13 protein-coding genes are annotated in these 15,274 nt (G+C 62.4%); 4 read left to right on the top strand and 9 right to left on the bottom strand.

Annotated elements, in window-relative coordinates; translation table 11 throughout:
* Positions 1–31: 31 nt before the first annotated feature.
* The 4 genes from ACMV8A_RS08005 to ACMV8A_RS07990 form a co-directional block, all read right to left on the bottom strand.
* A complete protein-coding gene (locus ACMV8A_RS08005) occupies positions 32–517 on the bottom strand; it encodes an FKBP-type peptidyl-prolyl cis-trans isomerase (RefSeq protein WP_495325246.1) in 486 nt (161 codons plus the stop codon).
* A 122-nt stretch (positions 518–639) separates the two neighbouring features.
* A complete protein-coding gene (locus tag ACMV8A_RS08000; RefSeq protein WP_495325245.1) occupies positions 640–843 on the bottom strand; it encodes a YgaP family membrane protein in 204 nt (67 codons plus the stop codon).
* Between the two features lie 14 nt (positions 844–857).
* Positions 858–2,000 carry an OmpP1/FadL family transporter gene (locus ACMV8A_RS07995; protein WP_495325244.1) on the bottom strand — a complete coding sequence of 381 codons (1,143 nt, stop codon included), beginning with the start codon at positions 1,998–2,000 and terminating at the stop codon, positions 858–860.
* 30 nt (positions 2,001–2,030) lie between these two features.
* Positions 2,031–2,645: a hypothetical protein gene (locus ACMV8A_RS07990; protein ID WP_495325243.1), complete on the bottom strand. Its 615-nt coding sequence runs from the start codon at positions 2,643–2,645 to the stop codon at positions 2,031–2,033.
* A 125-nt stretch (positions 2,646–2,770) separates the two neighbouring features.
* Between ACMV8A_RS07990 and ACMV8A_RS07985 the strand changes: the two genes are divergently transcribed.
* Both ACMV8A_RS07985 and ACMV8A_RS07980 read left to right on the top strand, forming a co-directional pair.
* A complete protein-coding gene (locus ACMV8A_RS07985) occupies positions 2,771–3,472 on the top strand; it encodes a response regulator (RefSeq protein WP_495325242.1) in 702 nt (233 codons plus the stop codon).
* A gap of 5 nt (positions 3,473–3,477) precedes the next feature.
* Positions 3,478–4,809 (top strand): ATP-binding protein, encoded by a 1,332-nt coding sequence (locus ACMV8A_RS07980; RefSeq protein ID WP_495325241.1) that lies wholly within the window; start codon positions 3,478–3,480, stop codon positions 4,807–4,809.
* A gap of 15 nt (positions 4,810–4,824) precedes the next feature.
* Here ACMV8A_RS07980 and mfd read toward each other — a convergent pair whose 3' ends face one another.
* Entirely contained in the window at positions 4,825–8,289 is a 3,465-nt protein-coding gene (gene mfd / locus ACMV8A_RS07975) for a transcription-repair coupling factor (protein ID WP_495325240.1), read from the bottom strand.
* Between the two features lie 188 nt (positions 8,290–8,477).
* Between mfd and ACMV8A_RS07970 the strand changes: the two genes are divergently transcribed.
* Both ACMV8A_RS07970 and ACMV8A_RS07965 read left to right on the top strand, forming a co-directional pair.
* The gene (locus ACMV8A_RS07970; protein ID WP_495325239.1) at positions 8,478–9,752 is read left to right on the top strand and encodes an NAD(P)/FAD-dependent oxidoreductase; all 1,275 of its coding nucleotides are present in this window, start codon (positions 8,478–8,480) and stop codon (positions 9,750–9,752) included.
* A gap of 165 nt (positions 9,753–9,917) precedes the next feature.
* Positions 9,918–11,270 carry a sigma-54 interaction domain-containing protein gene (locus ACMV8A_RS07965; RefSeq protein ID WP_495325238.1) on the top strand — a complete coding sequence of 451 codons (1,353 nt, stop codon included), beginning with the start codon at positions 9,918–9,920 and terminating at the stop codon, positions 11,268–11,270.
* 251 nt (positions 11,271–11,521) lie between these two features.
* On the opposite strand, the gene ACMV8A_RS07960 is transcribed toward ACMV8A_RS07965, so the two are convergent.
* The 4 genes from ACMV8A_RS07960 to ACMV8A_RS07945 form a co-directional block, all read right to left on the bottom strand.
* Entirely contained in the window at positions 11,522–12,643 is a 1,122-nt protein-coding gene (locus ACMV8A_RS07960; protein WP_495325237.1) for a 3-deoxy-7-phosphoheptulonate synthase, read from the bottom strand.
* Between the two features lie 191 nt (positions 12,644–12,834).
* Positions 12,835–13,725: a carbon-nitrogen hydrolase gene (locus ACMV8A_RS07955; protein ID WP_495325236.1), complete on the bottom strand. Its 891-nt coding sequence runs from the start codon at positions 13,723–13,725 to the stop codon at positions 12,835–12,837.
* 116 nt (positions 13,726–13,841) lie between these two features.
* Positions 13,842–14,870: an agmatine deiminase family protein gene (locus tag ACMV8A_RS07950; RefSeq protein ID WP_495325235.1), complete on the bottom strand. Its 1,029-nt coding sequence runs from the start codon at positions 14,868–14,870 to the stop codon at positions 13,842–13,844.
* A gap of 62 nt (positions 14,871–14,932) precedes the next feature.
* The gene (locus ACMV8A_RS07945) at positions 14,933–15,226 is read right to left on the bottom strand and encodes a hypothetical protein (protein ID WP_495325234.1); all 294 of its coding nucleotides are present in this window, start codon (positions 15,224–15,226) and stop codon (positions 14,933–14,935) included.
* Positions 15,227–15,274 lie beyond the last annotated feature (48 nt).

The raw sequence follows: 15,274 nt of genomic DNA, 5'->3' as shown, positions 1-15,274 counted from the left end.
GAAACCCGAAACCCGGAACTCGAAACAGCGGTTAGTGGTGATGACCGCCGGCGCCGTGTACGTGGCCGTGCTCCAGCTCTTCCTCGGTGGCGTCACGCACCCCGACGATGGTGACGTCGAAGTTCAGGGTCTGGCCGGCCAGCGGGTGGTTGGCATCGACGGTGATGGTTTCCGGCGAGGTCTCCACTACGGTGACGACCATCGGCTGGCCACTCTCGGTCATGGTGTGGAACTGCATGCCCACCTGGATCTCTTCCGGGGTTTCGAACATCTGACGCGGCACGGCCTGCATCATGTTGTCGTCGCGCTCGCCATAACCTTCCTGCGGCGGTACGGCAACCTTCAGTGCATCACCGGCCTTCTTGCCTGCCAGCGCCGCTTCCAGGCCGGGGATGATGTTGCCGATGCCGTGGATGTAGGCCAGCGGATCACCGCCCTTGGAGCTGTCGATGACATTGCCCTGATCGTCGGTGAGGGTGTAGTCGATGGTGACGACCTTGTGAACGGAAATCTGCATGGTGCGGTCCTGGGTTGCGGGAGATGTCGGTCATTGTAGGGGCTTTGGCCGCCTGCGCCAAGAAAAAAAGCGGCCCGAAGGCCGCTATAAAGTCCACAGCTGCAGGGGTGCTGCTGGTGGAATCAGGAACAGGTATTGCCCTCCGGTACGCCGGCTTTCTTCAGCATGAAGGCCAGGGGACAGAAGCTGGTGATACCGCTCTGGGCCAGATTGAGGCCGACGAAGGCGGTCAACCAGACCCAGTCCGGGTGGTGCAGATTGGCCAACAGCAGGCTGAGCAACACCATCATTCCCGCCACCAGATGTACGATGCGATCAACATTCATGGTCCGGTCCTCACTCAGTTGCGGTAGCTGATCTGCAGGTTGAGCACGTTCTGCTCCAACTCCAGCTTGTTGCCGCTGCTGTTCTTGACCTCATTGTGGAAGGCGCGCACATAGGACAGGCTGACAGCGGCCTTGTCGTTCATCTGGCGCGTCATGCCCAGCGACAGGTGGTGTTCGGTGACGGCGAGAGAGCCGTAATTATTGGTGACATCTTCCGGGCCGATGGGGGATGCGCCGTAGTTGTAGCCAACGCGTACCATGGTCTTGTCGCTGACCTTTTTCTGCATGGCAATGGCATACACCGTCTGATCGCTCCAGCCGAAGTTCATCACCTGGTTGCCGCCCGGCGTTTTCAGTGTCACCTTGTCCAGTACATCACTGAACTGGATCTGCTTGATGTCGGTCGCGATGAGCAGGCCAGGATTCGGCATATAGGCCAGCCCCAGCTGCAGGCTCTGTGGGGCATCCATGGTCATCTCATACCGCCCGCCGGTGGTGTTCCATCTGAAGGCGTCCATGTTCTGCTGACTGATGTAGGCGGCGCCGAGGCGCACGGTGTCGCTGATCTGGTATGTGATGCCCAGGGTCGCGCCGAAACCGAATACCTGGTTCTGCGGCAGTTGGAAGTTGCTGTTGTACATGGCCAGGCTCTGGTAGTCGATGTTCAGGGCGGCACCGACATTGAGCTTGTCACTGACCTTGTAGGCGAAGCCCGGTGCGATTTTGTAGAACTGTTTGGTGGTGACGACCGCCTGATTGCCCGCGGCGGGAGCGATATCGGCGAAATCGACACCCATACCCGAGAGACCGGCCATACCCATGCCCAAGGTCAGTTGATCATCGATGCGAAAGGCGAGGGCGCCGGACGGCATCATGTACAGGTCGGAATCAGAGCTGTAGCCGTTGGCCTTGCGCGGCGGATTGAGAAAGCCGAAGCCCATGTCGGCGCGAAACTCGTTCATCTCCAGCGTGGCGAGTCCCGCCGGGTTGGTCAGGATGGTACCGGCATCCTGCGGCGCAGCGACAACGGCGCCGGCCATGCCCCATTGGGTGGCGGTGACGCCGAGCATCTGATCGCCATTGGTGGCGTGGGCCAGGCCGCTGCTGCTGCAGATGGCGGCAAGCAGCGCTGTCCTCGTGAGATTATTGCTGTTCATGGATTCCCCCTCCGGAATGAGTATGTGGTTTTATTTTTTGGGTAGTACGCGCGGCGAAATACCGGGTTGGCCGCGGAAATAGTTGTGGCAGGCGACACAGCCCTGGGCGATCTGGCCGAGATAACCGGCGGCCTTGGCCATGTCCCCTTCCTTGGCGGCATCCGCCAGGCGCAGGGTGTTACCTTCCACCATGTCCTGGAATACCAGCAGGGCATCGACGGTTTCGTCTTTGACCTTATCCAACGGCATGTAAGGCAGCAGGCCGCCACGCGGCAGGCGATGGTGCGCCAGGTTGTGGGCAGCGTCGATTGCCATGTCGGCGTTGTCAGTGGCGATGGCGGCGGCCATGCGCTGATAGTCGGCCAGGATCTCCTGCATCACCTGGACCATGGTCAGAGTGTCGCTGCGGCGGTCGTGCAGCATCTGCAGGCGGCTCAGTGTCTGCTTGCTCTGTGGCGACAGGGCCTGCACCTTCTTCTGCAGCTCCGGCGTCATGATTGACATCATCTGTTGCATCATCTTCTGTGCATCGGCAGGATTGGGCTGGGCGGCCTGCGGATCGGCGGCGAACACGGCAGGAGCAGAGGCCAGCGCAAGGCACAGGACTACGGTGCGAAGTTTGCGGTGCGTTGCAAAGTGGAGCATATAATTCCCCTCGTTATGTTTTGTTGGTCGGAAGCCAGACTGACCTGCCGGTGTTGCTGTGAAATTGCTCATTTGTAACAAGTTGTAACAGGATGTTTCTGGGAGTACCGACAGGTGGCTGAAATATGCGTAATGGCAAAGAACACATTCTGGTAGTGGACGATGATGCGGCGCTGCGCAGCCTGCTGACCCGCTACCTGACGGAAAACGGCTATGCGGTTGATGCCGTCGCGGACGGCAAGGCGATGATCGGCGCGCTGGCGGCGCAGCGACCTGATTTGGTGATACTGGATTTGATGTTGCCCGGGGAGGATGGCTTCACTCTGGCGCGGCGTTTGCGCAGCGAGGGCGATATCCCCATCGTCATGCTGTCCGCCCGCGGCGAGGACGTGGATCGCATCGTGGGCCTGGAGATTGGTGCTGATGATTACCTGCCCAAGCCCTTCAATCCACGCGAACTGCTGGCGCGGATCCGTGCGGTGCTGCGGCGTCAGCGCCCGGTTTCCGCGTCGCCGAACACCGATGCCATCTGCTTCGGGCCGTATCGCCTGGAGTTGGAGCGTCACCGCCTGCTGCGCGATGGTGTCGAGGTGCCGCTGACGACCGGCGAGTTCGCCCTGTTGCGCGTGTTTGTGGAGCATCCCAACCGGGTACTGGAACGCGACACGCTGCTGGAGCGTCTCAAGGGATATGAGCGCAATCCGTTCGATCGCAGCATCGATGTGCGCGTCAATCGTCTGCGCCGCAAGATAGAGGTCGATCCCGCCAATCCGCACTACATACGCACGGTGTGGGGCGAGGGCTATATGTTTTGTCCGGCGGAGTAGGCGATATGTCCATTCCCTCGCTGCGCACACTGTTTGGTCGCATCCTGTTCACCATCGCCGTGGTATCGGTGGTGTTTCAGCTGTTTACCGGATGGGTCATCGGCCAGTTGATGTTGCTGCCGGTAGGAAAACGCGCGGCGCAGGATCTGGCCGCCCTGATGGTGCAGTCCGCCGCCAATTGGCAGCAGCGTCCGGCAACGGAGCGTACCCGCTATGCCGGTGAGGTTTGGCAACTCCATCAGCTGCACATCGGGTCCGTGGAGCAGGCATTACCCTATTCCACCAGCCTGTGGCCGTATCTATATTTTCTCGAACGGGAACTGCAAACCCTCACCGGCGAGGCGGTGATGGTGCGCATGAGTCGGGAGGGGGAGGAGCTCTGGTACTGGGCTGATCTTCCGCTGCGCGGGGAGGTGGTGCGCGCGGGATTCAGCTGGAGCCGCGTTGGCGTGCATCCTCCCTTCGCTTTGTTCCTGATGTTGAGCGTCGGCGGCGTGGTGATCCTCGGGACTGCGGTTTTGCTGGCACGACGACTCAGTCGGCCGCTGGAGCGGCTCGCCGGCGCCGCGCAGCATCTGGGCGCTGGTCACTGGCCGGAGCCGCTGCCCGAACAAGGACCGCAGGAACTGGCCGCGCTGGCGCGCAGCTTCAATCAAATGAGTTTGCAGGTGCGTGAACTGCTGGCCAATCGCACTACGCTGCTGGCCGGTATCTCCCACGATCTGCGCACGCCGCTGGCCCGCCTGCAACTGGCGCTGGCGATGTTGCCGCCGCAGGGGGAGGCCGAACTGGTGCAGGGCATGCAGCGCGATGTGGACGAGATGAACCGCCTGATCGGCCAGTTCCTGGAGATCAGCCGCGGTCTGGGCGAGGCGAAGCTGGAATGGGTGGATGTGCGCGAGGCCCTGCGCGAGCTGAGCGATGACGCGCGCCGTGGTGGCGCCGAGGTCCACTGGCACGACGCCGGCCCATGTCGTCTGCAACTGCACAAAATGGCACTGTGCCGCATCATCGCCAATCTGCTGGATAACGCCGTGCGCTATGGGGCGGGATTGCCGGTGGATATGGAATATTCCTGCACCGGCGCTGGCGTGATACTGCGGATACTGGACCGCGGGCCGGGTATCCCCGAGACGGAGCGGGAGGCGGTATTCCGTCCCTTCCATCGCCTGGAGCAGTCGCGCAGCGCGCAAACCGGCGGCAGCGGCCTGGGACTGGCCATTGCGCGGCAGCTGGCCGAGGCCAATCAATGGACCATCGCGCTGTTGCCGCGGGCAGGCGGAGGCCTGGTGGCGGAGGTGAGTATCCCGTTCGGGAAGCGGGCGGAGCGGCGCTAGGCGGCCCGCATAGATTCAGCTGCGCAAACGCTTGAGCAAATCCTCCAGCAGGGCAAACCGGCTCTCCGCGTCCGGCATCGCCTTGACGATGCGCAGGCGCTCCTGACCGTCCAGCTTGTAGACCTTGGCCTGGGTCTGGATGAGCTGGATGATCTTGAGCCCGTCGACGTTGGGTTGCGGGATGAAGGTTATGCGGCCGCCAGCGGGACCGAGTTCGATCTTGCGGATGCCGAGCGGGGTGGCCTGCAGTTTCAGTTCGGTGACGCGGATCAGGTTCTTGGCCGGTTCGGGCAGCAGGCCGAAGCGGTCGATCATTTCCACTTGCAGATCGCGCAATTCTTCCAGGCTCTCGGCGCTGGCGATGCGCTTGTACATGATCAGGCGGCTGTGCACGTCGGGCAGGTAGTCGTCGGGGATCAGGGCCGGGATGTGCAGGTCCACCTCGGTGCCGTGATCGAGCGGGCGATCCAGTTCCGGTTCCCGGCCGGCCTTGAGCGCGGCGACGGCGCGCTCCAGCAGTTCGCTGTACAGACTGAAGCCGATCTCCTGCATCTGGCCACTCTGTTCCTCGCCCAGCAACTCGCCAGCGCCACGGATCTCCAGGTCGTGGGTGGCGAGGGTGAAGCCGGTGCCCAGTTCCTCGATGGCCTCGATGGCCTCCAGGCGCTTGATGGCGTCATCGGTCATCTGTCGGCGCGGCGGCACGATGAGGTAGGCGTAGGCGCGGTGGTGCGAGCGGCCGACGCGGCCGCGCAACTGGTAGAGCTGGGCCAGGCCGAAGCGATCGGCACGGTTGATGATGATGGTGTTGGCGCTGGGGATGTCGATGCCGGTTTCGATGATGGTGGTGCACACCAGGATGTTGAAGCGCTGGTGGTAGAAATCGGACATCACCCGTTCCAGTTCGCGCTCGCGCATCTGGCCGTGGGCGTGGCGCACGGTGGCTTCAGGGATCAGGGCGGCGAGTTCCTGTTCCATCTTCTCGATGGTGTCCACGTCGTTGTGCAGGAAGTAGACCTGGCCGCCGCGTTTGATCTCGCGCAGGCAGGCCTCGTGGATCAGCGGCTGCTGCCATTCGGTGACGAAGGTCTTCACGGCAAGGCGGCGCGCCGGTGCGGTGGCGATGATGGACAGGTCACGGATGTGGGCCAGCGACATGTTGAGGGTGCGCGGGATCGGCGTGGCGGTGAGGGTGAGCACGTCCACCTCGGCGCGTAGCGCCTTGAAGCGATCCTTCTGCCGCACACCGAAGCGGTGTTCCTCGTCGATGATGACCAGGCCGAGACGCTCCAGCTTGATGTTCTCCTGCAATAGCTTGTGGGTGCCGATGATGATGTCCACCTTGCCCTGTTGCAGGCCCTCGATGACCTGATCCTGTTCCTTCTTGGTGCGGAAGCGCGACAGGCTTTCGATGCGCACCGGCCAGTCGGCGAAGCGGTCGCGGAAGTTCTCGTAGTGCTGCTGGGCGAGCAAGGTGGTGGGCACCAGCATGGCCACTTGTTTGCCGCCCATCACGGCGATGAAGGCGGCGCGCATGGCCACCTCGGTCTTGCCGAAGCCGACGTCGCCGCACACCAGGCGATCCATGGGCTGCGGCGTTTCCATGTCGTGGATCACCGCATCGATGGCCGCCTGCTGATCGGGTGTGGTCTCGAAGGGGAAGCCGGCGGCGAAGGCCTGGTAGCCGGCCCAGTCCATCGTGTAGGCGTGGCCCTTGCGTGCGGCGCGCTGGGCATAGATGGCGAGTAATTCCGCCGCCACGTCGCGCACTTTTTCGCTGGCCTTACGCTTGGCTTTTTCCCACTGGCCGCTACCCAGCTTGTGCAGTGGCGCCGATTCCGGCGCGGCGCCGGTGTAGCGGCTGATCAGGTGCAGTGAGGACACCGGCACGTACAGCTTGTCGCCGCCGGCGTATTCCAGGGTGAGGAACTCCTGTGTGATGCCGCCGGCATCAAGGGTCTGCATGCCGAGGTAACGGCCGACGCCGTGTTCCTCGTGTACCACCGGGGCGCCCGGCTGCAATTCGGCCAGGTTGCGGATCACCGCATCGGAGTCGCGCGTGGCGCGCACCTTGCGGCGGCGCCGTTGCATCACCTGTTCGCCATAGAGCTGCGGCTCGGCGATGACGGCCAGCGGCGGATCCTGCAACAGCAGGCCCTGCTCCAACGGCGCCACCAATAGGCCGAGCGGCACGTCGTTGTCGAGGAACTGCTGCCATGACGCTACCGGCTTGGGTTTGATGTCGGCACCGCCGAGCAGGTCGAGCAGGGCCTCACGGCGGCCGGCAGATTCCACCGCGAACAACACGCGGCCGGGAAATTGGCCGAGGAAGCGGCGCAGGGCGGCGGTGGGTTGCTCCGAGCGCACGTCCAGGGTCAGGCTGGGCGGCGACTCACAGGCGAAGTTGATGTGGCCGGCCTTGGGTTCCAGTTCGAAACGCTGCAATTGGGTGCGCGGGTGCTGTGCTAGCAGCCCCAGTACCTCGTCGCCACGCAGGAAGATGTGGTCTGGCGGCAACAGCGGCCGCTCGATGTTGTGGCGCAGTTGCTCGTGGCGTTCCTTGCACTCGCCCCAGAAGCCGTCGGCGGCATCCTCGGCCCCCTCGGTACTGAGCACCAGGGCCTGGGCCGGCAGGTAGTCGAACAGGGTGGCCGTGCGTTCGAAGAACAGCGGCAGGTAGTATTCGATACCCGGCGGGGCCAGCCCGTTGCTGACATCGCGGTAGATCAGGCTGCGCTGCGGGTCGCCCTCGATGGCGAGGCGCCAGGCGGAGCGGAACTGCTTGATGGCGGCGTCGCCGAGGGGAAATTCGCGCGCTGGCAGCAGGCGCACCGAGTCCACCTTGTCCAGCGAGCGCTGATTTTCCGGATCGAAGGTGCGGATGCTCTCCACCTCGTCGTCGAACAACTCGATGCGGTAGGGGGTGTCGCTGCCCATGGGAAACAGGTCGAACAGGGCGCCGCGCACGGCGAACTCGCCGTGCTCCATCACCTGCGATACGCAGCGGTAGCCGCTGGCGTCGAGGCGCAGGCGCATCTGCTCCAGGTCCATGCGCTGGCCTACGTCCAGTACCAGGCTGTGGCCTTCCAGATACTCGCGTGGCGGCAGGCGGTGCATCAGGGTGGCGATGGGGGTGATCAGCACGCCGCGCTTCAGGGACGGCAGGCGGTACAGGGTGGCCAGGCGTTCGGAAATGATGTCCTGGTGCGGCGAGAAGGCGTCGTAGGGCAGGGTCTCCCAGTCCGGGAAGTGCAGCACCGGCAGGCTGGCATCGTCGCCGAGGTAGAAACGCAGTTCGTATTCCAGCCGGCTGGCGGTAGGGGCGTCGGCGGTGACCACCAGCACCATGCCGTCCTGTTCGCGCGCCGCGCTGGCGATGGCCAGGCCGTAGCTGCTGCCATACAGGCGCCCCCAGCGCAGGCGCTCGCCGGGGCGGCGGGCGGGAACGGGGTGCAGCGGCGAGCAGTAGCGTTCGGTCATCGGGAAAATCCGGCCGGAAAAAAAGCGGCTATTGTATAGGCATCCGTGCGCGGGGCATAAACGGTATTACCCCCCTTACGGGGTTGCCGCAGGATGGCATAAATATTGCCTTATGATCACATGAATAATATTTCGGTCCTGGGACTCATCCCCTTTGGCCGGTTGGGCACACGAGCAGGAGTATTTCCATGGCACACATTGTCATTATCGGCGCCGGTCTGGGTGGTTTGCCCGCGGCCTACGATTTTCGCGACATCCTTGGCAGCAGCCACGACATTACCATCATCAACAATACCGACTACTTCAGCTTCACACCCTCCAATCCCTGGGTGGCGGTAGGCTGGCGCACCCGCAAGGACATCACCTTCCAGATCGAGCCCTACCTGGCGAAGAAGAACATCAAGCTCATTGCCAAGCCGATGATCGAGCTGAAGCCGGATGAGAACACCGTCGTGCTGGCGGACGGCAGCGTGGTGAAATACGACTATCTGGTCATTGCCACTGGCCCCAAGCTGGCCTTTGAAGAGGTGGAGGGCCTGGGTCCTCACGGTGGCCATACCCATTCCGTCTGCACCACCGACCACGCCGAGAAGGCCTACGAGGGCTGGAAGGAATTCATCAAGGAGCCGGGGCCGCTGATCGTCGGTGCGGTACAGGGGGCGTCTTGTTTCGGCCCTGCCTATGAAACGGCGATGATCTACGCCACCGATCTGCGCAAGCGCAAGATCCGCGACAAGGTGCCCATGACCTTCGTCACCTCCGAGCCCTACATCGGCCACCTGGGCCTCGGCGGTGTGGGCGATTCCAAGGGCATGCTGGAGTCCGAATTGCGCCAGAACCACATCAAATGGGTGTGTAATGCCAAGGTGACCAAGGTGGAGGCCGGCAAGATGTTCGTGGATGAGCACAACGACAACGGCGAGGTAATCAAAAAGCACGAGCTGCCGTTCAAGTACTCCATGATGCTGCCGGCCTTCAAGGGCATCGACCCGCTGATTAACGTGGGTGACAAGCTGGTCAATCCGCGCGGCTTCGTCAAGGTGGATGACTACCAGCGCAATCCGACCTGGAACAACATCTACTCGGTGGGTGTGTGCATCGCCATCCCGCCGGTGGAGGCCACGCCGGTACCCACCGGCACCCCCAAGACCGGTTACATGATCGAGTCCATGGTGTCGGCGGCGGCCCATAATCTGAAAAATGCCATCGAGGGCAAGGCGCCGGACGAGAAGGGCACCTGGAACGCCATCTGCCTGGCCGATATGGGCGATACCGGCGTGGCCTTCGTCGCCATGCCGCAGATCCCGCCGCGCAACGTGTCCTGGATGAAAAAAGGCAAGTGGGTGCACATGGCCAAGGTGGCCTTCGAGAAATACTTCATCAACAAGATGAAGAAGGGTTCCTCGGAGCCGCTGTTCGAGAAATACATCCTCAAGGCCCTGGGCATCGAACGTCTGAAGTAAGCACCGCGCTATGGGCCGTAGCAAACGGCGGGGCACTCCCTGCCGTTTGTTTTTGTAGCGCCGGATCTGCCCCCAGGCTTGACATGACAGCATGACAAGCAGACTATGTCATGACATCGACTGCCAAAAATAACAACAATAACCATTATCATTGGAGGGGTAACAATGGCCTGCAACAGCATCGCGAAGCCGTCCTGCGAACAAATCATCAACATCCTGCCCGATCCCTTCGTGGTCATCGACCGCAATTACCGCATCATGGCCGCCAATACCCAGTACCGTAAGCGCTACGGCCTGGGTAACGGCGATGATGTGGTGGGGCGATTCTGTTATGAGGTATCGCACCGGGTGGATGTCCCGTGCAGCCAGCACGGCGAGCATTGTCCTTTGGAGATCGTGTTCAGCACCGCGCAATCGACCCAGGTGATGCATGTCCACTACGACATGAACGGTAACGAGGAGTACGTGCAGCTCCAGTCCACCCCCTTGTTCGATGACCACGGCAACGTGCTGTACGTGGGTGAATACATCTTCCCTGTCAGCCAGAAGCGCCAGGATACCCTGCTCATTGGCCGCTCCCGCCCCATGGTGCGCATGACCAGCCTGCTGCAGCGGGTGGCCCCTACCACCACCACAGTGTTGTTGCAGGGCGAGAGTGGCGTCGGCAAGGAGTGCGTCGCCAAGTATATACATGAATATTCACCGCGCAGCGGCGGCCCCTTCGTCATCGTCGATTGCGGCACCCTGGGCGAGAACCTCATCGAAAGCGAGCTGTTCGGTCACGAAAAGGGGGCCTTCACCGGCGCCGCCGGGCGCAAGAAGGGGCTGTTCGAGGTGGCCCACGGCGGCACTCTGTTCATCGACGAAATCGCCGAGTTGCCGCTGGCCCTGCAGACCAAGCTGCTGCGTGTGCTGGAAACAGGCACCATCCGCCGCCTTGGCGGCACCGACTACATCAACGTGGATGTGCGTGTGGTCGCCGCTACCCACCGCGATCTGCAGCGCATGGTCGAGCGGGGCGAGTTCCGCCAGGATCTGTATTACCGTCTGTCCGCCTTCCCGGTCCGTATTCCACCGCTGCGCGATCGCCCGGACGACATTGCCGCCCTGGCCGAGTACTTTCTCTCCAATAGCGAAGACAGCGACCGCTTCGTTCCCCTGTCGCCGGAAGTGATCGAATCCCTGATGACCTACGACTATCCGGGCAACGTGCGTGAGTTGCGCAATATCGTTGAGCGTGCCGCCATCCTGGCCTACGGCGAAGACATCATCCGTCCGGAGCATCTGGTATTCGAGGGGCCGCGGCGTGAGGACATTCAGCACCCGGGCGGAGAACATGCGGTGGTCCATGCGGGCAGCCGGAAATTGCTGCAACGCCGCAACGGCCGCCTGACCGATGATGAGGTGATGCACGCACTGGAAACCTGCGAGGGCCACCGTGCCCGGGCTGCCCAGCGCCTCGGTGTCAGCGAGCGCACCTTGTACCGTTATGTGGAGCGCATGCGGGGCAACGGATAACGCGGGTTTGGGGCCAGTGGAGCGAAAAAAGCCGCGCCCTTTCGGGAGCGGCTAAAAACACCACAGTGTGGAAGGAGGGGAATCCACCATGCATCCCACAGAACGCATGGCATTGCTCCACAAAATATATATGGCAATATCCGTGCCACAATCAAATCTATTATGAATCATGGTGTTATAGAACGGCGATCGCCTGCTATGTCATGACACGTCCTGTCAAATGACAGAGATGGCGCACCATTCCGGCAGACTCAGCCACCGGCCCCCCTACGTGCCGCCGCCGCCACGCGCTTTTCATAGGCCCCCCGGGCAATCGCCACATCCTCCAGAAAGTGCGGCAGTTCGGGCAGTAGCAGGGCCTGCGGGCCATCCACCAGGGCCTTGGGGGGCTGGGGATGGAAATCCACCAGGACCATATTGGCGCCGGCGATGATGCCCTGGGCGGTGACGTGGAACACATCGAGCAGGCCGTCCGGGGCACGATCACGCGAGCCCACCGAGTGGGACGGGTCGATGCACACCGGCATGCGTGTGAGGCGCTTCACCACCGGCACGTGGGCGAAGTCCACCATGTTGCGGTGCGGGTCGCCCATGTTGGTCTTCATGCCGCGCAGACCGAACACCACGTTGCGGTTGCCCTCCGAGGCGAGATATTCGGCGGCGTTGAGTGACTCCTCCAGGGTGATGCCGAATCCACGCTTGAGCAGTACGGGAAACTCACGTTGGCGACCGACTATCTTGAGCAGTTCGAAGTTCTGTGTGTTGCGGGTGCCGATCTGCAGCATCACGCCGGTGGGGTTGCCGGTATGGTGCAGCGCCTCACGGATTTCGTTCACATGACTCTCGTGGGTCACCTCCATGGCGATGACCTTGATGCCGTACTTGCCGGCCAGCTCGAACACATAGGGCAGGCAGGTCTTGCCGTGACCCTGGAAGGCATAAGGGTTGGTGCGTGGCTTATAGGCGCCCATGCGTGTGCACACCTGGCCATGGTCGCGCAGGGTCCGCATCATGATCTCCACATGCTCCGGCGTGTCCACGGCGCACAGGCCGGCAAACACATTGAAATTGTCCTGGCCGAAGCGTACGCCGTTGTATTCGAAATAGCTGGGGCGCTGGTCGTCGTGGTGGCGGCCGAGTACACGGTACTCGCGTGATACGCGCACCACGCGCTCCACGCCGGGCAGGCTGGCCATGTCGTCCTTGTCCAGCGCAGCGGTATCGCCGATGAGATAGATCTCGGTCAGCGTCTGCTGGGCGCCACGTTCCTCGTGCACGCGCATCTGTACGCGCGGCAGGTTGGCGATGTGATTGCGCAGGGCATCAAACTCCGGGCTCTGCGTGGTGACGTGCGGCTGCAGGATGATGATCATGGTGGCTTAACCTCTAGGAATCCGCAAATGAACGCGAATAGACGCGAATCGATAGAATAAGAAATTGGTGATTATCCCGCCAAGCTTAAGATACAGCGCCTGGATGAGGTGCATCCGTGGCGTGGTGGGCATCATCACTGTATTCCGCCCAAAGAAATATTCGCGTGTATTTGCGTTCATTCGCGGACTGATCAGTCACGGTAGCGGCGCAGCAGGTCGCCGTAGGCGTCGATGCGGCGGTCGCGCAGGTAGGGCCAGGCACGGCGCACCTGTTCCGTGCGGCCCAGTTCAACCTCGGCCACCAGGAAAGTAGGATCGTCCTCCGGCGCCTGGGCGAGGATCTCGCCCTGCTGGCCGCAGATGAAGCTGTAGCCCCAGAAGTTGATGCCCGGGGTCTGGCCCGACGGATCCGGTTCGAAGCCGACGCGGTTGCACGCCACTACCGGAATGCCGTTGGCAATGGCATGGCTGCGCTGGATCGTCACCCAGGCGTCGCGCTGACGCAGTTGCTCGTCCAGCTCTACCCGTTCGTCCCAGCCGATGGCGGTGGGATAGAGCAGAATCTCGGCACCGGCCAGGGCCATCAATCGCGCCGCTTCGGGATACCATTGGTCCCAGCATACCAGCACGCCGAGCCGCCCTACCGAGGTATCGATGGGGGTGAAGCCGAGATCGCCTGGGGTGAAGTAATATTTTTCGTAATAGGCGGGGTCGTCGGGGATGTGCATCTTGCGGTAGAGGCCGGCGATGCTGCCGTCCTTCTCCAGCACCACGGCAGTATTGTGGTACAGGCCCGCGGCGCGCCGCTCGAAGATCGAGCCGACGATGACGATGCCCAGTTCCCTGGCCAGCTCGGCCAGGGCATGGGTGGTCGGGCCAGGGATGGCTTCGGCCTGATCGAAGCGTGCCGAGTCTTCCGTCTGGCAGAAGTACACGCCGCTGTGCAATTCCTGCAACAACACCAGTTCGGCGCCATCGGCCGCGGCGGCGCGGATCTCCAGCGAGCTGTAGTAGAGATTGGTCTCGCGGTCTTCGCTGCAAGGTTGCTGCACCAGACCGACACGCAGGGTACGTGATTTCATCACATCCTCCACACGGGTGAGTCAGCAAATGAACGCGAATCAACGCGAATACAACTTTGTCGGGAGAGAGTAGTTTTCATTGGCGTGTAATCGCGTCTATTTGCGGGCTCGATTTTTCATATGATGCCCGCCGGCAGTTGCATGGTCACACAGTGCAGGCTGCCGTACTGGTGGATCAGCGGCAGGCAGTTGATGGCGATGATTTCACGCCCGGGGAAGCAGGGGGCCAGCCGCTCCAGCGCCACCTCGTCCAGGGCATCGCCATAAACGGGAACCAGCACGGCACCGTTGATGATGAGGAAGTTGGCGTAGGTGGCGGGCAGGCGCTTGCCGTGCTCGTCCCGTTTGGGGGCGGGCAGCGGCAACGGTACCAGTCGGTAGGGTTGACCGTCGGCGGTACGGAATGCCATCAGTTCGCGTTCCATTTCCCGTAGGGGCGAGTAATGGCTGTCCCGCGGGTCGTCGCAGCGGACGTAGGCGATGGTGTGGGCGTCGCAAAAGCGCGCCAGGGTGTCGATGTGGCCGTCGGTGTCGTCGCCTTCCAATTCGCCGTGGTCCAGCCACAGCACGCGCGTGCTGCCGAATACCTGGGCGAAGATGCCTTCCAGGCCGACGCAGTCGTATTCCGGGTTGCGTTGCGGGTTGAGCAGGCAGTGGCGAGTGGTGAGCAGGGTACCTGCACCATCGCTTTCGATGCTGCCGCCTTCCAGGATCAACGCGACGCTTTCCAGTGGCGTGGTACCGAATACGCCCTGCTCATGCAGGGTACGGGTCAGGGCATTGTCCAGGTCATAGGGGTATTTGCATCCCCAGCCATTGAAGGCGAAATCGAGCAGCAGCGGTTTGCCGTCACGCAGCACGGTGATGGGGCCGTGATCGCGGGCCCAGACATCGTTGGACGGGGCGACGGCAAGGCGTACCCGCTTCAAGTCCACGCCCGCCGCCGTGAGTTGTGCGGCGACATGGTCGCGATGTGCCGTATGCAGGCAGGAAACGAGCAGCGGCTCATGGGCGGTAACGGCACGGGCGATATTGACGAAAACGGCCTCCACCTGGGCCAGGATACGGCCGAGCGGCCCGTGGATGTGGGGCCAGGTGAGCATCACCGCGCTTTGCGGCGACCATTCGGCGGGCAGTATTTGCATGGGGACCCTGGCCATAACTGCGGCTGCGCGCAGGCAGCCGCAGTGAGTTGAGGAGAACGACGTTATTTACGCTTGAGTACCGTGTGGATTACATACTGATGCTCGAAATAGACGGTATAATCCGCGTACACCCAGCGGCTGATGGGCGGTTCGCCTACGGCAGGAATCTTCTCCAGCGGTGCGCCAAAACGGGCCTCCACCTGCTGCTTGTTCATGCCACGGACGGGCAGATCCATTTGGATCTGTGCGGCTTCCGTACCCGGTGCGGCGGGCGGCACCTGTACCACATCGCCATGGGCGACAGTGCTGCCGGCAGCCAGCAGGATGGCGATGAGGCGGATAGGGCTGGGACGCATGATTCGGCTCCTTGATCGTCGTTGTTGTCCTGAGTCTAGTGCAACCCA

The sequence above is a fragment of the Sulfurivermis sp. genome, assembly GCF_059410345.1.
The sequence above is the reverse complement of the archived record's forward strand: the minus strand, read 5'-3'. Positions and strand labels throughout refer to the sequence as shown.